Source organism: Rossellomorea sp. LJF3, from assembly GCF_037046045.1.
Lineage (GTDB): Bacteria > Bacillota > Bacilli > Bacillales > Bacillaceae_B > Rossellomorea.
This window is the reverse complement of the sequence record NZ_JBANLY010000003.1, coordinates 211256-231931: the sequence shown is the minus strand read 5'-3', so window position 1 is coordinate 231931 and position 20676 is coordinate 211256. Positions and strand designations below refer to the sequence as shown.

General features: G+C 45.3%; 20 protein-coding genes and 1 other annotated feature. All 20 genes read left to right on the top strand.

Annotated features, from left to right (window positions below):
- The first annotated feature begins 7 nt into the window (after positions 1–7).
- The 20 genes from pgeF (at position 8) to pyrE (ending at position 20658) form a co-directional block, all read left to right on the top strand.
- A complete protein-coding gene (pgeF, locus tag V8G47_RS05045; protein ID WP_336199123.1) occupies positions 8–829 on the top strand; it encodes a peptidoglycan editing factor PgeF in 822 nt (273 codons plus the stop codon).
- A gap of 1 nt (position 830) precedes the next feature.
- Entirely contained in the window at positions 831–1505 is a 675-nt protein-coding gene (locus V8G47_RS05040; protein ID WP_336199122.1) for a YggS family pyridoxal phosphate-dependent enzyme, read from the top strand.
- A 16-nt stretch (positions 1506–1521) separates the two neighbouring features.
- Complete coding sequence (locus tag V8G47_RS05035; protein ID WP_336199121.1) at positions 1522–1968, top strand: cell division protein SepF; 447 nt, start codon at positions 1522–1524, stop codon at positions 1966–1968.
- 8 nt (positions 1969–1976) lie between these two features.
- A complete protein-coding gene (locus tag V8G47_RS05030) occupies positions 1977–2240 on the top strand; it encodes a YggT family protein (protein ID WP_060669855.1) in 264 nt (87 codons plus the stop codon).
- 98 nt (positions 2241–2338) lie between these two features.
- The gene (locus V8G47_RS05025) at positions 2339–3109 is read left to right on the top strand and encodes a YlmH family RNA-binding protein (RefSeq protein ID WP_336199120.1); all 771 of its coding nucleotides are present in this window, start codon (positions 2339–2341) and stop codon (positions 3107–3109) included.
- A gap of 89 nt (positions 3110–3198) precedes the next feature.
- Positions 3199–3714 (top strand): DivIVA domain-containing protein, encoded by a 516-nt coding sequence (locus V8G47_RS05020; protein WP_034755815.1) that lies wholly within the window; start codon positions 3199–3201, stop codon positions 3712–3714.
- Positions 3715–3762: 48 nt separating this feature from the next.
- Positions 3763–3995 (top strand) — a binding site (T-box leader).
- A 117-nt stretch (positions 3996–4112) separates the two neighbouring features.
- Positions 4113–6884: an isoleucine--tRNA ligase gene (gene ileS / locus V8G47_RS05015; RefSeq protein ID WP_336199119.1), complete on the top strand. Its 2772-nt coding sequence runs from the start codon at positions 4113–4115 to the stop codon at positions 6882–6884.
- 141 nt (positions 6885–7025) lie between these two features.
- Positions 7026–7307 carry a hypothetical protein gene (locus V8G47_RS05010; protein WP_336199118.1) on the top strand — a complete coding sequence of 94 codons (282 nt, stop codon included), beginning with the start codon at positions 7026–7028 and terminating at the stop codon, positions 7305–7307.
- A 106-nt stretch (positions 7308–7413) separates the two neighbouring features.
- Positions 7414–7908, top strand: a complete 495-nt coding sequence (gene lspA, locus V8G47_RS05005) for a signal peptidase II (protein WP_336199117.1) — start codon at positions 7414–7416, stop codon at positions 7906–7908.
- The gene (locus V8G47_RS05000) at positions 7880–8791 is read left to right on the top strand and encodes an RluA family pseudouridine synthase (protein WP_336199116.1); all 912 of its coding nucleotides are present in this window, start codon (positions 7880–7882) and stop codon (positions 8789–8791) included. The genes lspA and V8G47_RS05000 overlap by 29 nt, the downstream gene beginning before the upstream one ends.
- Positions 8792–8984: 193 nt before the next feature.
- Complete coding sequence (gene pyrR / locus V8G47_RS04995; RefSeq protein WP_336199115.1) at positions 8985–9530, top strand: bifunctional pyr operon transcriptional regulator/uracil phosphoribosyltransferase PyrR; 546 nt, start codon at positions 8985–8987, stop codon at positions 9528–9530.
- Between the two features lie 148 nt (positions 9531–9678).
- Positions 9679–11007 (top strand): solute carrier family 23 protein, encoded by a 1329-nt coding sequence (locus V8G47_RS04990; RefSeq protein ID WP_336199114.1) that lies wholly within the window; start codon positions 9679–9681, stop codon positions 11005–11007.
- Between the two features lie 166 nt (positions 11008–11173).
- Positions 11174–12052, top strand: a complete 879-nt coding sequence (locus V8G47_RS04985; protein ID WP_336199175.1) for an aspartate carbamoyltransferase catalytic subunit — start codon at positions 11174–11176, stop codon at positions 12050–12052.
- A 16-nt stretch (positions 12053–12068) separates the two neighbouring features.
- Positions 12069–13355, top strand: a complete 1287-nt coding sequence (locus tag V8G47_RS04980; RefSeq protein ID WP_336199113.1) for a dihydroorotase — start codon at positions 12069–12071, stop codon at positions 13353–13355.
- Positions 13352–14443: a carbamoyl phosphate synthase small subunit gene (locus V8G47_RS04975; RefSeq protein ID WP_336199112.1), complete on the top strand. Its 1092-nt coding sequence runs from the start codon at positions 13352–13354 to the stop codon at positions 14441–14443. The genes V8G47_RS04980 and V8G47_RS04975 overlap by 4 nt, the downstream gene beginning before the upstream one ends.
- Positions 14436–17648: a carbamoyl-phosphate synthase large subunit gene (gene carB / locus V8G47_RS04970; RefSeq protein ID WP_336199111.1), complete on the top strand. Its 3213-nt coding sequence runs from the start codon at positions 14436–14438 to the stop codon at positions 17646–17648. Before V8G47_RS04975 ends, carB begins: the two co-directional genes overlap by 8 nt.
- Positions 17645–18418, top strand: coding sequence for a dihydroorotate dehydrogenase electron transfer subunit (locus V8G47_RS04965; RefSeq protein ID WP_336199110.1), 774 nt, complete (start codon positions 17645–17647; stop codon positions 18416–18418). Before carB ends, V8G47_RS04965 begins: the two co-directional genes overlap by 4 nt.
- Entirely contained in the window at positions 18415–19356 is a 942-nt protein-coding gene (locus V8G47_RS04960; RefSeq protein ID WP_336199109.1) for a dihydroorotate dehydrogenase, read from the top strand. Before V8G47_RS04965 ends, V8G47_RS04960 begins: the two co-directional genes overlap by 4 nt.
- On the top strand, positions 19328–20038 hold the full coding sequence (gene pyrF, locus V8G47_RS04955; protein WP_336199108.1) for an orotidine-5'-phosphate decarboxylase: 711 nt from the start codon (positions 19328–19330) through the stop codon (positions 20036–20038). The genes V8G47_RS04960 and pyrF overlap by 29 nt, the downstream gene beginning before the upstream one ends.
- On the top strand, positions 20035–20658 hold the full coding sequence (gene pyrE, locus V8G47_RS04950) for an orotate phosphoribosyltransferase (protein WP_336199107.1): 624 nt from the start codon (positions 20035–20037) through the stop codon (positions 20656–20658). The genes pyrF and pyrE overlap by 4 nt, the downstream gene beginning before the upstream one ends.
- Positions 20659–20676: the final 18 nt, after the last annotated feature.

Below are 20676 nucleotides of genomic sequence, written 5' to 3'. Positions count from 1 at the left end.
ATTCACCGTGTCGAAAGAGCCTTTTATAACAGAGACAAACTCATATTACTCCATTGGAAAATGGACGAAAGAAAACCCCGAACTTGTCGCGGGCATCACCATTAATCGTGGCGGAATAAGTGAAGGTCCTTTTCAGTCATTCAATATGGGGCTTCATGTTGGAGATAAGGAAGCATCAGTCATTCATAATCGCAATCTTCTTGCATCCGCCCTGAATATGCCTCTTGATACCTTTGTGGCTGCTGAACAGACACATGGGAAGAATATTTCTTTAGTGAGCCATGAAGACAGAGGAAAAGGTGCAGAGAACTATCATAACAGCATTAAAGATACCGACGGATTCTTGACAGGGGAAAGAAACCTTCTGTTAACGATGTGTTATGCAGATTGTGTCCCCCTTTATTTTCTTGACAGGATAACCGGAACAATCGGTCTGGCACATGCCGGATGGCAGGGTACGGTCCTTGAAATAGGGCCGAAAATGGTCGGTGCGTTTATCGGTAGAGGTTCCTCCCTATCTTCTATAGAAGTGGTGATAGGCCCTTCCATATGTGAAGATTGCTATATTGTGGATGATTATGTGATTGACAAAGTGAAAAAAACACTAGAAGATGAAAACAACTTACCCTATAATTTAAAGGAAGAGGGACAGTACAATCTTGATCTGAAGAAATTAAATCAACAGCTCTTGGTTCAGTCCGGTTTACATTCTGATCAAATTCACACTTCCAGTTTTTGTTCGTCCTGTCACGATGAGTTTTTCTCTTATAGAAGAGATGGTGGAGAAACGGGAAGAATAATGAGTTTTATTGGCTGGAAGGAGAAATGAGATGAAGGTATCTGAAAATATTCAACATATCAATGAAAACATCCAACTTGCCTGTGAACGCAGTGGAAGAAGGACAGAAGACGTAAATGTTGTAGCGGTCACGAAATACGTATCCATCGACCGTGCAGAAGAAGCAGTTGAAGCAGGGCTACGTCACTTAGGGGAAAACCGGGATGAGGGTTTGACCTCCAAGTGGGAGGTTCTACGGGACAAGGCCCGGTGGCATTTTATCGGTTCCCTGCAATCAAGGAAGGTCAAAAACATCATTGATAAAGTATCATACATACACTCCCTGGATCGTCTGTCATTGGCGAAAGAAATTCATAAAAGAGCGGATAAGCCTGTGTCTTGTTTCGTTCAAGTGAATGTTTCCGGAGAAGGATCCAAACATGGTATTTCTCCTGATGAAGTGAAAGAATTTGTCGGCAGTTTAAAAGATTTATCCAATATTAAAGTTGTAGGATTGATGACGATGGCTCCCCATACGGATGATGAACCTTTCTTAAGGGCCTGTTTCAGACAGCTGAAAACCATTCAGGAAGAAATCCGTTCACTTAATCTCCCATATGCCCCATGTACGGAATTATCCATGGGTATGAGCAATGATTATGTGATTGCAATTGAAGAGGGTGCCACATTTATTCGTATTGGAACTGCATTAGTTGGAAATGACTGAGAGGGGATGAATACAAATGGGTATTAAGTCAAAGTTTAAAACGTTCTTTTTGCTGGATGAAGATGAATACGAATATGAAGAAGAAAAGTATGAAGAAGAAGAATACGAGGAGAAAAAGCCCATGAAGTCGCAGCTTTCAAATTCAAAGCAAAATGTTGTGAGCCTTCAAAGTGTCCAGAAATCTTCCAAAATGATTCTTGTAGAACCAAGAGTATATGCAGAGGCGCAGGAAATTGCAGACCATCTGAAGAATCGACGCTCAGTCCTTGTAAACCTGCAGCGGATACAGCATGACCAGGCGAAGCGTATTGTCGACTTTCTCAGCGGGACGGTGTATGCAATCGGTGGTGACATTCAACGTGTAGGCGATAATATTTTTCTTTGCACACCTGACAATGTTGAAGTGAGCGGAAATATTTCTGAGTTCTTAAAAGAGGAAGATTTATCAGACTCGAGGTGGTAATGTAAATTATGGTAATGCTTTATGAAATTTTGTCTAAATTAATCCAAATATACTCTTGGGCGTTAATCATTTATATTTTAATGTCCTGGTTCCCGAATGCCAGAGAGACGTCGATCGGACAGTTCCTTGCAAGGATCTGTGAACCGTATTTAGAACCGTTCAGACGGTTTGTCCCATCGATAGGTATGATTGATATTTCGCCAATTGTGGCATTCATTGTGCTGAATCTTGCTCAATCCGGGTTGTACCAATTATTTAGATGGCTTATTTAATCAGTACTATGATAAGGAAAGATGCCTATAAAGGACTGAAACCGGTCAAACAGTTTCGGTCCTTTTATTTTGGGTAAAAACACAGAGGGGGTGAAAGTATGTCTTCGATCTATCAACATTTCAGGCCGGATGAAAAGGAGTTTGTAGATGCGGTACTCGAGTGGAAGCAGACAGTGGAAGGTCAATATACAGCGAAAAGAACGGACTTTTTGGACCCGAGGCAGCAGCATATTGTCGAATCCATCATTGGTCAAAACGATGAAATCATTCTATCCTTTTTTCCTGAAAATTCGGAGCGGAAACGAGCTTTATTGTATCCACCTTATTTTCAGCCAGAGGAAGAAGATTTTGGAATAAGGGCTTTTGAAATACAGTACCCGTCAAAGTTTGTTACAATAGAACATAGACAGGTATTAGGGACCTTGATGTCACTTGGATTGAAAAGGGATAAGTTCGGGGATATCCTGACAGGAGAGGATACCATTCAGCTGATGCTGGCAGATGAAATTGCAGATTATGTCCTAATGGAACTGACCCAAATAGGGAAAGCCAAGATATCTTTAAAGGATATACCACTGAGTGAACGAATGGAAAGTCGGGAAGAATGGCAGGAGAAAACGACTACCGTCAGTTCAATGAGACTGGACGTCATCCTTGCAGCAATCTATAATGATTCCCGCCAAAAGGCTCAAACCTTGATCAAAAGCGGACATGTAAAAGTGAATTGGAAAGCAGTTGAAAATCCCTCCTTTGAAGTCGAAGCTTCCGATGTTCTATCTGCCAGAGGGTACGGAAGAAGTAAGGTACTATCCGTTGAAGGAAGAACAAAACGGGATAAATGGCGAATCTCTGTGGGGATTCTGAAATAATTTAAGAAAAATAAAGGAATTCTCCCACATACTGTCGAAATTTTAGTTATAATAAATATGTAATTCACCAAGTACTGGAGGTGGCTCCCATGCCTTTAACGCCATTAGACATACATAATAAAGAATTTAGTCGTGGCTTTCGTGGTTATGATGAGGATGAGGTTAACGAATTTTTAGATCAGATTATTAAAGATTATGAAATTCTGATCCGCGAGAAGAAAGAAACGGAAGAACGTTTAAACTCCTTGAATGAACGTTTAGGTCATTTTACAAGCATCGAGGAAACGTTAAATAAGTCAATCGTCATTGCTCAAGAAGCAGGGGAAGAAGTCAAGCGGAATGCAATGAAAGAATCAAAGCTGATCATTAAGGAAGCCGAGAAGAATGCTGATCGCATCGTTAATGAATCACTATCCAAAGCCCGTAAGATTGCCATTGAGATAGAAGAACTCAAGAAGCAGTCAAAGGTGTTCCGTACTCGTTTCAAAATGTTGATCGAAGCACAGCTTGATCTTCTAGATACAAATGACTGGGATCAGTTAATGGAATTCGATTTGGATGCAACGGATTTAAAAACTTTAAAAGAAGAAGAGACATTGTCTTGACGAAAAGAGCAATACTTTCATATAATTGAACAACAATCTTAATTGTATTAATAGGCTAAGACAGGGACAGTACGTACTTATCATGAATCCTTTCTAGCGAGTCGGGGACGGTGTGAGCCCGACAAGGAAAGAAGCCCGGAAGATCACCCTCGAGCCCTGCTCATGAAATTTCTCTTAAAGAGTAATGAGCGGCGATTTATTCACGTTACGAATCAACAAGTGAGGACCATTTTCGGTCTTTATGAGGGTGGTACCGCGGGAAAGGCTTTCTCGTCCCTATTCAGGGATGAGAAAGCTTTTTTTTATTTCTTGAAAAAGGAAAGTTCACCCTGCCTGATTAAGAAGTGAAGGATATAGAAATGATGCTAATTAAGAGAAACGATTAGGAGGATGATTTCATGGAATATAAAGATACATTACTGATGCCGAAAACAGAATTCCCGATGAGAGGGAACTTACCGAAGCGTGAACCGGATACTCAGAAAAAGTGGGAAGAGATGGACATCTATCAAAAGGTACAGGAAAGAACGAGTGATCGTCCTTTATTCGTCCTTCACGATGGGCCTCCATATGCCAACGGGAATATCCATATGGGTCACGCATTGAATAAGATCCTGAAAGACTTTATCGTACGCTATAAATCCATGAGCGGTTTCCATGCCCCATATGTTCCAGGATGGGACACTCACGGTTTGCCGATTGAGCAGGCTTTAACGAATAAAGGCGTAAAGCGTAAAGAAATGACGATCGCCGAATTCCGTAAATTATGTGAAGAGTATGCGTATGAGCAAGTCGATAATCAACGTAAGCAATTTAAGCAATTAGGTGTACGGGGCGATTGGGAAAATCCGTATATCACATTAAAACCTGAATATGAAGCACAGCAAATCAAAGTTTTCGGTGACATGGCGAAAAAAGGTTATATCTACAAAGGGAAGAAGCCTGTCTACTGGTCACCATCAAGTGAATCAGCCCTTGCAGAAGCTGAAATCGAGTATCAGGACAAGCGTTCCCCATCCATTTATGTTGGTTTTGCCGTCACAGAAGGTAAGGGTGTCCTTGACGAAGGGACCCAACTCGTGATCTGGACGACCACACCGTGGACCATCCCTGCGAACCTTGGGATTGCCGTACATGGGGACTTGAATTATGTCGTTGTAAATGTAAAGGGAAACAGCTATGTCGTAGCCGAAGATTTGCTTGAAGAGGTTGCGGAGAATCTTGAATGGGAAAACCATTCTGTAACCAAAAAGGTCAAGGGTGCAGAACTCGAACATATCGTGGCAAAACATCCCCTGTACGATCGTGACTCCCTTGTAGTCCTTGGTGAGCATGTTACGACTGATTCAGGTACTGGCTGTGTTCATACAGCTCCAGGGCACGGGGAGGATGACTTCCTTGTAGGGAAGAAATATGGACTGGATGTTTTATGTCCCGTTGACGATAAAGGGGTTATGACTTCAGAAGCTCCGGGGTTTGAAGGTTTATTCTATGATAAGGCCAATAAACCAATCACCGAAAAGCTTCAGGAAGCTGGGGCATTACTGAAATTAAACTTCATCACTCACTCCTACCCGCATGACTGGAGAACGAAAAAGCCGGTTATATATCGAGCGACGGCACAATGGTTTGCATCCATCGATAAATTCCGCAAAGAATTACTCCAGGCGGTAAAGGAAACGAAATGGGTTCCCGCTTGGGGAGAAACACGTCTATATAATATGGTCAGAGACCGTGGAGACTGGTGTATTTCCCGTCAGCGTGCATGGGGAGTGCCAATCCCGGTATTCTATGCTGAAAACGGTCAGGAGATCATTACAGATGAGACGATCGATCATGTGTCGAAACTTTTCCGTGATCATGGATCAAACATCTGGTTTGAGAAAGAAGCAAAAGAACTGTTACCTGAAGGGTTTACACATGAAGGCAGTCCGAATGGGAAATTCACGAAAGAACAGGACATCATGGACGTTTGGTTCGATTCAGGATCTTCCCATCAGGCTGTTCTTGAGGAAAGAGATGACTTACAGCGTCCTGCTGACCTTTATCTGGAAGGATCCGACCAGTATCGCGGTTGGTTCAACTCCTCATTGACGACAGGCGTAGCCGTAACGGGTAAAGCCCCATACAAAGGCGTGTTAAGTCACGGATTCGCCCTTGATGGCGATGGAAGAAAGATGAGTAAATCATTAGGGAACGTCGTTGTCCCGGAAAAGGTAATGAAACAGCTTGGAGCGGATATCCTTCGACTTTGGGTGGCGTCTGTTGATTATCAGGCAGATGTTCGAGTTTCTGATCCAATCTTGAAGCAGGTGGCTGAAGTTTACCGTAAGATCCGTAACACCTATCGCTTCTTGTTGGGGAACCTTTCTGACTTTAACCCTGAGACAGATGCGGTATCCTTTGAGGGATTAAGAGAAGTAGATCAATTTATGCTCGTGAAGCTGAATGATCTAGTGAAGAATGTGAAAAATTCGTACGATAAATATGAATTCGCAAGCATCTATCATGCAGTCAATAACTTCTGTACATTGGATTTAAGCTCATTCTACCTGGATTTTGCAAAGGATGTTCTGTATATCGAGTCAGAGAATCACTATGAACGCAGAGCGATTCAGACGGTATTGTATGAAAGCCTGGTGGCCCTTACAAAACTGATGTCTCCAATCCTTTCCCATACAGCAGATGAGGTTTGGGCATATATCCCGGGTGCAGAGGGTGAAAGTGTCCAGCTGACCGATATGCCTGAAGTACAACAACTTGCAAATGCGGATGAATTGAAGGAAAAATGGAACACTTTCTTAGAATTAAGGGACGATGTTTTAAAAGCTCTTGAGGAAGCGCGTAATCAGAAGGTGATCGGTAAGTCATTGACGGCTAAAGTGACCCTTTATGTAAATGATGAAACGAAAGGCTTACTCGATTCCATCAAAGAGGACTTAAAACAGCTGTTCATTGTATCAGCCTTTGAAATCGGAGGAGCGGTGAACGAGGCTCCGGAGCATGCGTTAAGCCTTGGTGAAAACAACATCGTCGTTGAAAAAGCTGAAGGTGAAACATGTGACCGCTGCTGGATCGTAACAACAACAGTAGGAGAGGATAAAGATCATCCAACACTTTGCACACGCTGTGCATCTGTTGTGAAAGAAAGCTATTCTCATCTGGCATAATGGAAATAAGTAAGAGGTGACCTGTCATGTGGCAGGTCCCTTTTTTGTCTTTATATCCAACGTTTCAAATTCCATAATTGCTATATCTTGCAACACAATATTCAGGGTCATTTCCCCCATACTATAAATGGAGGGATCAAGATGACATATGACCGATACACATCCATTGTAGAAGAGCTGATAACATCTTTAAAAGAGCTTGAAGCAAGTCAATCTCAACACCCTTTAATCCAGCAATATATAAACGAAGAAATCACCGAGGTAAAACAGGCACTGAATCGTGTCCGGGATAATCAATACGGGTATTGTGAATTGAGCGGGCAGGAAATCCCATTCGATCACATGTTGATGAACCCAACCTGTACGACGATCGAAGATGCATACGAATGGAGAAGGTTTGGGAAGATCTCATCTTATTCTTAAATTTCTCCCGCGTTTCCATCGTTCTTCTCCAGTTTAAGTGTCTTTATTTCCCCTTTTATGCTAAAATGCAAAGGTAATCATTTAAAGATGTTCGGAGGTTGCCTTTGTGTATTATTATTTAGTGGCTTTGGTTGTAATTGGATTGGATCAATTAACAAAATGGTTGGTTGTAAGAAGAATGACCGAAGGAGAAAGCATTTCGATCATAGATAATGTCTTTTATCTTACTTCTCATCGGAATCAAGGTGCAGCATGGGGAATACTCCAAGGACAAATGTGGTTTTTTTACATTATTACAATAATAGTGATTGTAGGTATCGTGTATTATATGCAAGTCCATGCAAAAGGACATTCATTGTTTAGTCTGAGTCTTGCTTTCATGCTAGGCGGTGCAATTGGAAACTTTCTTGACCGTGTCTTCAGAAAAGAAGTGGTCGATTTCTTAAATACATACATCTTTTCCTATGATTTCCCGATTTTTAATATTGCCGATGCAGCATTAACCATTGGAGTAGCACTGTTACTGATTTATATGTATTTAGACGAACGAAAAGCAAAGAAGGAGAACAAAAATGGAAGTAATTCAGCACAACATACTTGAGGAAAACCAGGGAGAACGAATCGATAAGGTCGTAAGCCAGTTGAATAAGGATTGGTCCCGTTCCCAGGTTCAACAATGGATTAAAGAAGGTCATATTAAAGTAAATGAAGAAGCGGTCAAACCTAACTTCAAGTGCCCGTTGAATGCAGTCATCACTGTATCGATTCCGGAACCGGAAGAATTGGATGTAGAGCCGGAAGATCTTAACCTTGATATCGCCTATGAAGACGGGGATGTCATCGTCGTAAATAAGCCGAAAGGGATGGTCGTCCACCCTGCACCGGGTCATTATTCGGGCACAATGGTGAATGGATTGATGCATCACTGTAAGGACCTTTCAGGCATCAATGGCGTGCTGCGACCAGGGATTGTCCACCGTATTGATAAGGATACATCGGGATTGCTGATGGTGGCGAAAAATGACATGGCTCACGAGCATTTGGTCAATCAGCTTGTGGAAAAATCCGTTACAAGAAAATACACAGCCATCGTTCATGGTCTGATCCCCCACGAATACGGGACGATCGATGCCCCGATCGGCAGGGATCCCAAAGACCGCCAGAGTATGGCCGTCGTGGATAATGGCAAACAAGCGGTCACGCATTTCAAAGTGCTGGACCGATATAAAGATTTCACTCTCGTTGAATGTGAATTAGAGACAGGCAGAACCCATCAGATCCGTGTGCATATGAAATACATCGGTTTCCCGCTGGCGGGTGATCCGAAATATGGCCCGCGAAAAACGTTGAGCATTGAAGGACAGGCCCTTCATGCCGGCGTGCTTGGGTTTGTTCATCCCAGAACGGAAGAATATATGGAGTTTCATGCGGAGTTACCCGAAGAATTCACGAAATTGGTTAAGCATCTTGAAAATAACCGTTGACAAATTTCGACCTGCCCTTTAAGATGGTATTAATTGAATAAGTAACCTTTAATACGGTCCCGTGAGGCTGAGAAGGAGCAGTGTACGACCAAAATTCTTTGGCGTGCAATCAGATCATAACGATAAGTGTGCCCTCTCATCTCTACGGTGAGAGGGATTTTTTATTGAAATAAATGAAAATGAGGTGGCGAAAATGACAAAGAAAGCAACGGTACTGGATCAACCCGCCATTCGAAGGGCGCTCACACGGATCGCCCATGAAATCATCGAACGAAACAAAGGAATTGAAGATTGCGTCCTTGTCGGAATCAAAACAAGGGGCATTTATATCGCCAATCGATTAGCCGAGCGGATCCATGCGATTGAAGGGGAAGAAATCCCGGTCGGAGAAATCGACATCACCCTTTACCGTGATGATTTAACGACGAAAACAGAGGATCATGAACCAGAAGTGAAGGGTTCTGACCTTCCAGTTGATATTACAAACAAGAAAGTCATTTTGGTGGATGATGTCCTATTCACCGGAAGAACGGTCCGGGCAGGGCTAGATGCCTTAATGGATCTCGGCAGGCCAAGTCAGATTCAACTGGCTGTGCTGGTCGACCGTGGACATAGGGAATTACCGATACGGGCGGATTTCGTCGGGAAGAATATTCCGACATCAAGCTCTGAGAAGATCATGGTCGCATTATCAGAAGTCGATCAGGAAGACATCGTTGCCATACACGAAAAAGAATAGCGGAAGTCCTTTTAAGAGTGGTCCGGTGAGGCTGACAAAGGATGGGAATGAAGGTAGAATCAGGCCTTCTTGTACCCTCTTTGTGCCCTCTTTAGGACAAAGAGGGTTTTTTAATGGGTAAAAATGGGTATTAGAGGAGGAAACAAACATGAATCAAAATCAACAAGTCGTATTAGACGTAGAAGAAGTACCTAATATAGGAAAATGGATTACACTTAGCATACAACATCTATTCGCCATGTTCGGAGCAACGGTGCTGGTCCCGTTCCTGGTTGGATTAAGCCCTGGGGTTGCTTTGATCTCAAGCGGACTCGGAACACTTGCCTACCTCCTGATCACGAAGGGGAGGATCCCTGCTTACCTGGGGTCGTCATTCGCTTTCATCGCACCGATCCTCGCTGCCAAGAGCCTGGGAGGACCGGGGGCTGCCATGATGGGGAGCTTCCTTGCAGGAATCGTATACGGAATCGTCGCGCTGCTCATATCAAAGCTTGGATTGAAATGGCTGATCAGGATCCTCCCTCCGGTTGTGGTAGGGCCCGTCATCATGGTAATCGGATTAGGTCTTGCCGGAACGGCCGTCAATATGGCCATGTATGAAAATCCGGGAGCAGAACAATTGGTTTACAGTAACACGCACTTCATGGTAGCTCTTGCCACATTGGGAATCACGGTCATCTGTTCGATTTACTTCAAAGGATTTCTCGGGATGGTCCCGATCCTCGCTGGTATCATCGGAGGATATGTCATCGCGGTTTTCGCAGGGCTGGTGGACTTTCAACAGGTAATCGATGCTCCATTCTTCCAAATGCCGGACTTCTTTGTCCCGTTTGTCGATTACACGCCGAGCTTCTCTTGGGAAATCGTAGGGATCATGGTCCCGGTTGCACTTGTGACCCTGGCAGAACATACAGGGGACCAGATGGTGTTAAGTAAAGTCGTAGGACGAAATTTCATCGGAAAGCCGGGTCTTCACCGCTCCATCCTGGGGGACGGGGTAGCGACTGTGATCGCCTCCTTCCTGGGCGGACCGCCAAATACAACGTATGGTGAAAACATAGGAGTACTTGCCATTACAAGGGTGTTCAGCGTTTTTGTCATCGGCGGGGCGGCAGTACTTGCCATCATGTTCGGATTTATCGGCAAGATAACGGCCTTGATCGGTTCGATTCCCTCAGCGGTCATGGGTGGGGTATCCATCCTGCTGTTCGGGATCATCGCTTCAAGTGGCCTCCGTATGTTGATCGATAACAAAGTGGACTTAGGGAACAAGCGAAATCTAGTCATCTCGAGTGTCATCCTTGTAATCGGAGTCGGAGGGGCATTCGTAAAGATCAACGAGCAGGTTTCCCTTTCAGGAATGGCCCTTGCGGCAATCGTTGGGGTATTCCTAAATCTTGTCCTGCCAGGCAGGGAAGAAAGTGAAGGAAAGAACAACTTATTCGAAGAAGAGAAAGCTAAGCATGATGTTGCTTAAATAGAAACACCTTTTAACATGGTCCAGAGAGTCTAAGAAGGGTGAATTTGAACAAGACATGCGGGATTTTTCCGCACTGTCACTGTTGGTATGTTCAAAAACACCCTGTCGGGAAGATGACAGGGTGTTTTTTTTGGAAGAGAAGAGAGGAAAGGGTTGTCTCATGATGAAGAACTTGTTGACGATGAATGACTTATCAAAAGAAGAAATCATTCAAATACTGGATCAGGCGGAACGTTTTCAAAAAGGGGAAACCTGGGAGTCCGGGACCAGGAAATACGCTGCCAATCTTTTCTTCGAAGCAAGTACACGTACAAAATGCAGCTTTGAAATGGCGGAAAGGAAACTTGGTCTTGAAGTCATTCCCTTCGAAGCCCAAACATCAAGCATCCAAAAAGGTGAAAGCTTGTATGATACGGTGAAAACATTAGAAAGCATAGGAGTCGATACGGTCGTCATCCGTCACTCCCTGGAACGCTACTTTGATCAACTTACTTCTCTAAACATTAGTGTGATCAATGGAGGAGATGGATGTGGAAATCATCCCACTCAATGTCTGCTGGATCTGTTGACCATCCATCAGGAGTTCGGCCGATTCGAGGGAATCAAGGTATCCATAATTGGAGATATCGCCCATAGCAGGGTCGCCAGGTCCAATGCGGAAGCACTGACAAAACTCGGGGCAGAAGTCTCCTTCTCAGGCCCAAAAGAATGGTTCAAAGCAACAGACCGAGAACACTATTTGCCTGTAGATGAATGCATAATCGATTCTGATGTTATCATGCTTCTCCGTATCCAGCATGAACGTCACGAGATCACATCCACCCTGACAAAAGAGGAATACCATGAAAGCTTCGGACTGACGGAATCCAGGAAAGACAGGATGAAATCATCCGCTATCATCCTTCATCCTGCACCTGTCAACCGCGGCGTGGAAATAGCCGATTCATTGGTTGAATGTGAGCAATCTAGGATCTTCAAACAGATGGAAAATGGAGTATACGTGAGAATGGCCGTTTTAAAAAGAGCACTTGAAATCAACTGACTAGGGGGAATCTGAAATGAATTGGTTAATCCGTAATGCACGAATTGTAACAAAGAATGGTGATCTTGAGACTGTGGATGTCAAGGTGCAAGATAAGAAGATCATCGAGATCGGTTCAGGGCTGAAAGGAAAAGATCATGAGGAGTTTCAAGCAGAAAGGTTAGTGATTACACCAGGCTTTGTCGACCTGCATGTCCATCTAAGGGAACCGGGCGGCGAACATAAGGAAACCATCGAAACGGGAACGAAATCAGCAGCAAAAGGTGGTTTCACCACTATCGCGGCAATGCCCAATACAAGACCTGTACCCGACTCAGTGGAAAATCTTCAGTCCCTTAATCAGAAGATCTCTGAAACAGCAAGTGTTCGCGTGTTACCGTATGCTGCCATCACGGAAAGACAAATCGGGAATAAGCTTAATGACTTACCATCATTAAAAGAAAACGGGGCATTTGCATTCACAGACGATGGGGTAGGGGTACAATCAGCGGACATGATGTATCAAGCCATGAAGATGGCAGCCGGGATCAATGCCTCCATTGTCGCCCATTGTGAAGAGAATACCTTGATTTATGGAGGAGCGGTCCATGATGGGAAATTCTCCAAAGAGCATGACCTGCCAGGCATTCCTTCCATCTGTGAAGCTGTACATATATCCAGGGATGTGCTTTTAGCTGAAGCAGCCGGTGTACACTACCACGTCTGCCATATATCTACAAAAGAATCTGTCCGGGTGGTAAGGGATGCGAAGAAAGCCGGTATCAACGTGACGGCTGAGGTGACACCGCATCATCTTCTCCTCTCTGAAGACGATATCCCCGGGCTTGATCCCAACTTCAAAATGAATCCGCCTCTTAGAAGTAAAGAAGATCGACAGGCTCTCATAGAGGGGCTGTTGGACGGAACGATCGATTTCATCGCCACCGACCATGCGCCCCATACGGAAGCCGAAAAGTCGGAAGGGATGCAGCTCGCTCCGTTCGGAATCGTCGGGTTGGAAACCGCCTTTCCGCTACTTTATACAACCTTTGTGGAAAAAGGGGTCTTTACTCTGAAGCAGCTTATTGACTGGATGACCATCAAACCAAGTGAAGCATTTAATCTTCCGTTTGGACTACTTGAAGTAGGAGGAGAAGCGGACTTTACGCTCATCGATTTGCATGAACCAAAAGAAATCGACCCGGCTGGATTCTTGTCAAAAGGGAAAAACACACCATTCAAAGGATGGGAATGCAAAGGATGGCCGAAAGCAACTTTTTATCAAGGATCTCTTGTATGGAATGAAGGAGGAAACGAACAATGAAAAGACAACTGATTTTAGACGATGGAACGGTTTTCGTAGGAGAAGGATTCGGAGCAAATGAAGTAAGTATTGGTGAAGTGGTATTCAATACGAGCATGACTGGCTACCAGGAAATACTCTCAGATCCATCCTACTGCGGCCAGCTTGTCACCTTGACGTATCCCCTTGTAGGGAACTACGGCATCAACCGGGACGACTTTGAGTCGATCACCCCGGCCATCAAAGCGTTCATTGTGAGAGAAGTGGCGGACTTCCCTTCTAACTGGAGAAATGAATCAACATTGGATGAATTATTAAAAATAAAAGGAATACCTGGATTATCAGGAATCGATACTAGAAAGTTAACCAGGATCATCAGGAAGCATGGAGCCATGAAAGGTATCATTTGTTCCGCTGAACTAGATTACGGGGCAATGCTGGATAAGCTCCATGGTACCGATTTGCGAACAGATCAGGTCAAGCAGGTTTCCACGAAGACGGCGTATGCAAGCCCTGGAAGAGGTTACCGTGTGGTGTTGATGGATTTCGGGATGAAGCACGGGATTCTAAGGGAATTGAACAAGCGTGACTGTGATGTGATTGTGGTACCTTATGATACTTCAGCGGAAGAAATCAGACGCCTGCAGCCTGACGGGATCATGTTATCGAATGGACCGGGGGATCCGAAAGATGTACCCCAGGCGATTGAAACAATCAAGGAACTGCTTGGTGAAATTCCACTCTTCGGTATCTGCCTCGGACATCAATTATTTGCCCTGGCGTGTGGAGGGGACTCTTTCAAAATGAAATTTGGACATCGTGGCGGCAACCATCCAGTCAAAGATTTAAAATCTGGAAAGGTCGCACTGACTTCACAGAACCATGGCTATGCAGTTGATGAAAAGTCTTTAGCCGGGTCAAGATTACAGGTCACTCACCTGGCCATAAATGATGGAACGGTAGAAGGATTGAAACATTTGGACTTTCCGGCATTTACGGTGCAGTATCACCCTGAAGCTTCTCCGGGACCTGAGGATTCCAACTACTTATTCGATGATTTCCTGCAGTTGATGAAAGAAGAGAAAAGAAAGGAGCTTCAACATGCCTAAACGTACAGACATTAAAAGCATCTTGGTTATCGGAAGCGGACCTATCATCATTGGACAAGCGGCGGAATTCGATTACGCCGGAACACAAGCCTGCATCGCATTGAAAGAGGAAGGCTACAGGGTCATCCTCGTAAACTCCAATCCTGCCACGATCATGACAGACGCTGAAATGGCAGATAAAGTATACATCGAACCATTGACACTTGAATTCGTCAGCAGGATCATCCGTAAAGAACGTCCGGATGCGCTGCTGCCTACATTAGGTGGCCAAACGGGATTGAACATGGCTGTTGAACTGGCCCAGTCCGGGGTCTTGGAAGAATGCGGAGTTGAAATCCTCGGGACGAAGCTATCTGCCATCGAGAAAGCGGAAGACCGTGATTTGTTCAGGAACTTGATGAATGAAATGGGAGAACCGGTTCCGGACAGTGAAATCATCCATTCCCTGGATGAAGCCTATCAATTTGTGAACGAAATTGGGTATCCGGTCATTGTCCGTCCAGCCTATACTTTGGGTGGTACCGGAGGGGGAATCTGTCACAACGAAGACGAATTGGTCGAGATTGTAAGCTCAGGACTGAAATACAGCCCTGTCACACAATGCCTTCTGGAGAAAAGTATTGCAGGCTTTAAAGAGGTAGAATATGAGGTTATGCGGGATGCAGCCGATAACGCCATCGTGGTGTGTAATATGGAGAATATAGATCCGGTGGGGATCCATACGGGAGACTCGATCGTGGTGGCACCAAGTCAAACATTAAGTGACCGCGAATATCAAATGCTCAGGAATACAAGTCTGAATATCATCCGTGAGCTGGGAATCGAGGGAGGCTGTAATGTTCAGTTGGCACTCGACCCTGACAGCTTCCAGTATTACATCATAGAAGTCAATCCCAGGGTGAGCCGTTCATCTGCCCTGGCATCCAAGGCGACCGGCTACCCGATTGCAAAGCTTGCAGCGAAGATCGCCGTCGGTCTGACATTGGATGAAATGATGAATCCTGTGACGGGTAAAACGTATGCATCATTCGAACCTGCACTGGATTATGTTGTGACGAAGATCCCACGATGGCCATTTGATAAATTCGAAGCTGCAAAACGAAACCTTGGTACTCAAATGAAAGCAACCGGAGAAGTGATGGCGATCGGCCGGACCTTCGAAGAATCATTATTGAAAGCGATCCGCTCCCTTGAAAGCAATACGTATCATATGGAATTGAGTGACGCGGATCAATTTACAGACGAGTGGATAGAGAAAAGGATCAGGAAAGCAGGGGATGAGCGTCTCTTCTATATCGGCGAAGCGCTGAGAAGGGGAGTCACAATCGAGACCATTCATGAATGGAGCAAGATCGACCTTTTCTTCTTATATAAAATGAATAGAATCATAGAGTTTGAAAAAGAATTGGCATTGAACCCCTTCAGCTTTGAACTTGGACAAAAAGCGAAGCGCATGGGCTTCTCGGATATCACCATGGCACGGTTATGGGGGAGCCCGGAAGCAGATGTGTATACCTGGAGAAAAGAGCAGGACCTTATCCCGGTATATAAAATGGTAGATACCTGTGCAGCAGAGTTCGAATCTGAAACTCCCTACTTCTACGGAACTTATGAAGATGAGAATGAATCAAGGGTCACAGAACGTGAGAGTGTCATCGTCCTCGGTTCGGGACCGATCAGGATCGGACAGGGAGTGGAGTTTGATTATGCCACCGTTCACTCTGTTTGGGCCATTAAGGAAGCGGGTTATGAGGCCATCATCGTGAATAACAATCCAGAAACGGTCTCGACCGACTTCAGTATTTCGGACAAATTATATTTCGAGCCACTGACGGTGGAAGATGTCATGCACATCATCGACCTAGAAAAGCCAAAGGGAGTCGTCGTCCAGTTTGGTGGACAAACGGCCATCAATCTGGCAGATGAGCTGGTGAGAAGAGGAGTCAAGATTTTGGGTACTTCACTTGAGGATCTGGATCGCGCAGAGAACCGCGATAAATTTGAGCATACTTTGAACCAACTCGGCATTCCTCAACCGGAAGGCAAAACGGCAGTTTCCGTAGAAGGGGCACTTGAAATAGCAAAAAGCATCGGTTACCCGGTTCTCGTAAGGCCTTCGTACGTCCTCGGAGGACGGGCAATGGAGATTGTCTACAGGGAAGAAGAGCTGCTTCAATACATGAAAAATGCTGTAAAGGTCAATCCACAGCACCCGGTATTGATCGACCGTTATCTGATCGGCAAGGAAATCGAGGTGGATGCCATCTCAGACGGATCAGACGTGGTCATCCCGGGAATTATGGAGCATATCGAACGTGCGGGAGTTCATTCAGGGGATTCCATCGCGGTGTATCCTCCACAGCAACTCACGGAGGAACAGAAACAGACCATTATCGATTATACGACCAGACTGGCAAAAGGATTGAACATTATCGGTTTACTGAACATCCAGTATGTGATCTCAAAAGGCGAAGTATTCGTTCTGGAAGTGAACCCTCGTTCCAGTCGGACAGTGCCATTCATCAGTAAAATCACAAATGTTCCAATGGCGAATATTGCAACCAAGTCCATCCTTGGTTTATCCCTGAAAGATCAAGGATATAAATCAGGACTGGTTCCTGAAAAACAGGGTGTGTACGTCAAAGTTCCGGTCTTCTCCTTTGCCAAACTTAGACGGGTGGACATTACGCTCGGACCTGAGATGAAATCTACAGGGGAAGTAATGGGGAAAGATCAGACCTTGGAAAAGGCACTTTACAAGGGGATGGTCGCTGCAGGAATGCAAATGAAGGAATATGGCTCCGTGCTCATGACCGTAGCAGATAAAGACAAGGATGAAGCAGTCCTCCTGGCACAACGCTTTATCGATATCGGCTATCAAATCCTCGCAACCAAGGGGACGGCAGAGCATTTGGCCAAGGCAGGTATCACTGTCCGTGAAGTGGATAAGATCGGATCCAGCGGACCTACATTATTGGATATCATCCAAAGCGGTGAAACACAGCTTGTCATCAATACATTGACAAAAGGAAAGCAGCCTGCCCGGGATGGATTCAGAATTCGTAGGGAATCGGTTGAAAACGGAATTCCTTGTCTTACGTCACTGGACACTGCAGAAGCCATCCTGAGAGTGATTGAATCCATGACTTTCTCAGCAGAGGCACTTGACTCACTACCGAAAGTGAAAGAGGCGGTTTATCAATGATCGTTAACGAAAACATGGTTGTGCTTTCTCATGAACGGATAGCTGAAAACATTTATGAACTCGTTCTTCAAGGGAATCTGGTGGATGAAATAAAGGCCCCTGGACAGTTCGTTCATGTGAAAGTAGGGACGGGAATCGACCCTTTACTGAGAAGGCCGATTTCCATCGCCTCCCACGACCCTGAACAACATACCATGACCCTGATCTACCGGGCTGAAGGGAAAGGGACACGACTCCTTACCCTGGTGGATCGTAGTGAAAGGGTCGACGTATTGGGACCTTTAGGAAATGGTTTCTCCGTGGAAGGCCAACGTAAGACCGCACTGTTAATAGGTGGAGGGATTGGTGTTCCTCCCCTCTACGGTCTTTCCAGGAAGCTTGTAGAAAACGGTTGGGCAGTGAAGCACATTCTTGGTTTTCAAAATGAATCAGTCAGCTTTTATGAAGATAAGTTCGGGGAACTTGGGCTCACATATGTTGCAACTGTCGACGGCTCACTTGGGAGTGAAGGATTTGTCACAGATGTCATCTCTGAAGAGAAGCCGGACTTTGATGTGTTTTATTCCTGTGGACCGACACCCATGCTGAAAGCTCTTGAAAGGCAATTGGAGGGCAAACGCGGTTTCATCTCATTAGAAGAGCGGATGGGATGCGGAATCGGGGCGTGTTTCGCCTGCGTATGTCATAAACAGGATGATCCTGAAGGGTCGAGTTACGTAAAGGTTTGCAGTGACGGACCGGTATTTCCAGTAGGGGCGGTGCTTTTATGAAATCATTACAAATCGAATTGCCAGGCTTGTCTTTAAAAAACCCGGTCATGCCGGCATCAGGCTGCTTTGGTTTCGGTCGTGAATATAGTCAGTTTTATGATTTGAGCGAGCTTGGAGCGATCATGATCAAAGCGACGACGGAAGAGGCCCGCTTTGGAAATCCTACTCCAAGGGTTGCTGAAACAAACGGGGGTATGCTGAATGCAATCGGGTTACAAAACCCCGGACTCACCGGTGTGATGGAAAACGAACTTCCATGGCTTTCACAGTTTGATGTACCGATCATTGCAAACGTGGCAGGTTCCCAAGTGGAAGATTATGTGGAAGTGGCAAGGGTCATTTCTTCCGCTGAAAATGTAACTGCACTTGAACTCAATATCTCCTGTCCCAATGTCAAAACGGGAGGAATCGCTTTTGGTACCATCCCTGAAGTGGCTAAGGAATTGACTGAGAAGGTTAAAGAAGTATCACAGGTACCGCTGTATGTGAAATTATCACCGAATGTCTCCAATATCGTCGACATGGCCAAGGCTGTGGAAGCGGGAGGGGCGGATGGACTGACCATGATCAATACACTCCTCGGGATGAGGTTGGATATGAAGACGGGCAAGCCGGTTCTTGCGAACAAGACCGGGGGATTATCCGGCCCTGCCATCAAACCGGTTGCCATCAGGATGATTTATGAAGTGAGCCAGCAGGTGGATCTCCCGATTATCGGGATGGGTGGAATACAATCAGCTGAAGATGTGATTGAATACTTCTATGCCGGAGCCAGTGCCATCGCAGTCGGGACGGCGAATTTCGTTGATCCATTCGTATGTCAGCGGATCATCAATGAGTTACCTCCTCTACTTGAGGAGCTCGGAGTCGAGCATATATCACAATTAACCGGAAGGAGCTGGGGGAAGCATGAATCGAGCACCGTTCATAGCACTTGATTTCCCGACATGGGAGATGACTTCAACCTTCCTGGATCAATTTACAGAAAGTCTGAATGTGAAGGTCGGTATGGAATTGTACCTTCAAAATGGTCCGGCAATCATTGAGAAGATATTAAATAAAAATCATCGGATTTTCCTGGACCTTAAGCTTCATGATATCCCTCATACAGTGTACGGAGCCATGAAAGGACTTGCAGGATTCGACCTGGAGCTGATCAACGTCCATGCTGCAGGTGGCGGCATGATGATGGAAAAAGCGCTGGAGGGTCTCCATGCCGGAACCCCTGCCAATCATAAACGGCCCAATCTGATCGCTGTCACTCAACTGACCTCGACAACGGAAGAACAGATGCAGGAAGAACAGCTTATCCACACTACCATCAATGAGTCTGTCCTGCATTATGCCACTCTTGCGAAGCAGGCGGGACTAGATGGAGTGGTGTGTTCCCCCCACGAATCGGGACTGATAAAAGAACACTGCGGGAATGATTTTTTACGGGTCACTCCCGGGATCAGGTTAGCAGAAGATCACTTAGGAGATCAAAAAAGAGTCACTACACCGCAAATGGCGAAAGAAATGGGTTCTTCCTACATAGTCGTTGGAAGAAGCATTACAGGTGTTGCAAATCCGGTCCTTGCCTATGAGCGGATCGTACATGAATGGGAGGGCAAAGAATGAAACATGAAATCGCAAAGAAATTACTCGACATCGAAGCCGTATTTTTAAACCCGGCGGAGCCATTCACTTGGTCGTCCGGCATAAAGTCACCAATTTATTGTGATAATCGACTGACGCTGTCGTATCCTTCAGTGCGAAACAGCATCTCTGCAGGACTGTCCGAGCTGATCCGAAAACACTTTCCAGAAGCAGAAGTGATCGCCGGGACAGCGACTGCGGGAATTCCACATGCCGCGTGGGTGAGTGAGAAATTAAATCTTCCCATGTGTTATGTCAGGTCAAAGCCTAAAGCCTATGGAAAAGGAAAGCAGATTGAAGGGATCGCAGCCCCGGGACAAAAGGTCGTCGTCGTCGAAGACCTGATCTCCACGGGAGGCAGCTGTATAACTGCGGTTGACGCCTTAAGAGAAGCGGGATGTGACGTATTAGGGGTTGTGGCGATCTTCACTTATGAATTGGAGAAAGGGAAAAAGATGCTTGAAGAGCAAAACATTACATCCTATAGCCTATCCGATTATTCAAGCCTACTTGAGGTGGCGGTCCAAAATGAGATCATCCGTGAAAGTGAATTGGAACAATTGAAGCTTTGGAGAAAAGACCCTGAGACATGGGGGATGTAAGGTGGAAAGCAACTCGTT

Coding starts and splice junctions, on each gene's coding strand:
- V8G47_RS05040 (WP_336199122.1), top strand. CDS start 831: ATGAAGGTATCTGAAAATATTCAACATATCAATGAAAACATCCAACTT.
- V8G47_RS05035 (WP_336199121.1), top strand. CDS start 1,522: ATGGGTATTAAGTCAAAGTTTAAAACGTTCTTTTTGCTGGATGAAGAT.
- V8G47_RS05030 (WP_060669855.1), top strand. CDS start 1,977: ATGGTAATGCTTTATGAAATTTTGTCTAAATTAATCCAAATATACTCT.
- V8G47_RS05025 (WP_336199120.1), top strand. CDS start 2,339: ATGTCTTCGATCTATCAACATTTCAGGCCGGATGAAAAGGAGTTTGTA.
- V8G47_RS05020 (WP_034755815.1), top strand. CDS start 3,199: ATGCCTTTAACGCCATTAGACATACATAATAAAGAATTTAGTCGTGGC.
- ileS (WP_336199119.1), top strand. CDS start 4,113: ATGGAATATAAAGATACATTACTGATGCCGAAAACAGAATTCCCGATG.
- V8G47_RS05010 (WP_336199118.1), top strand. CDS start 7,026: ATGACATATGACCGATACACATCCATTGTAGAAGAGCTGATAACATCT.
- V8G47_RS05000 (WP_336199116.1), top strand. CDS start 7,880: ATGGAAGTAATTCAGCACAACATACTTGAGGAAAACCAGGGAGAACGA.
- pyrR (WP_336199115.1), top strand. CDS start 8,985: ATGACAAAGAAAGCAACGGTACTGGATCAACCCGCCATTCGAAGGGCG.
- V8G47_RS04990 (WP_336199114.1), top strand. CDS start 9,679: ATGAATCAAAATCAACAAGTCGTATTAGACGTAGAAGAAGTACCTAAT.
- V8G47_RS04985 (WP_336199175.1), top strand. CDS start 11,174: ATGAAGAACTTGTTGACGATGAATGACTTATCAAAAGAAGAAATCATT.
- V8G47_RS04980 (WP_336199113.1), top strand. CDS start 12,069: ATGAATTGGTTAATCCGTAATGCACGAATTGTAACAAAGAATGGTGAT.
- V8G47_RS04975 (WP_336199112.1), top strand. CDS start 13,352: ATGAAAAGACAACTGATTTTAGACGATGGAACGGTTTTCGTAGGAGAA.
- carB (WP_336199111.1), top strand. CDS start 14,436: ATGCCTAAACGTACAGACATTAAAAGCATCTTGGTTATCGGAAGCGGA.
- V8G47_RS04965 (WP_336199110.1), top strand. CDS start 17,645: ATGATCGTTAACGAAAACATGGTTGTGCTTTCTCATGAACGGATAGCT.
- V8G47_RS04960 (WP_336199109.1), top strand. CDS start 18,415: ATGAAATCATTACAAATCGAATTGCCAGGCTTGTCTTTAAAAAACCCG.
- pyrF (WP_336199108.1), top strand. CDS start 19,328: ATGAATCGAGCACCGTTCATAGCACTTGATTTCCCGACATGGGAGATG.
- pyrE (WP_336199107.1), top strand. CDS start 20,035: ATGAAACATGAAATCGCAAAGAAATTACTCGACATCGAAGCCGTATTT.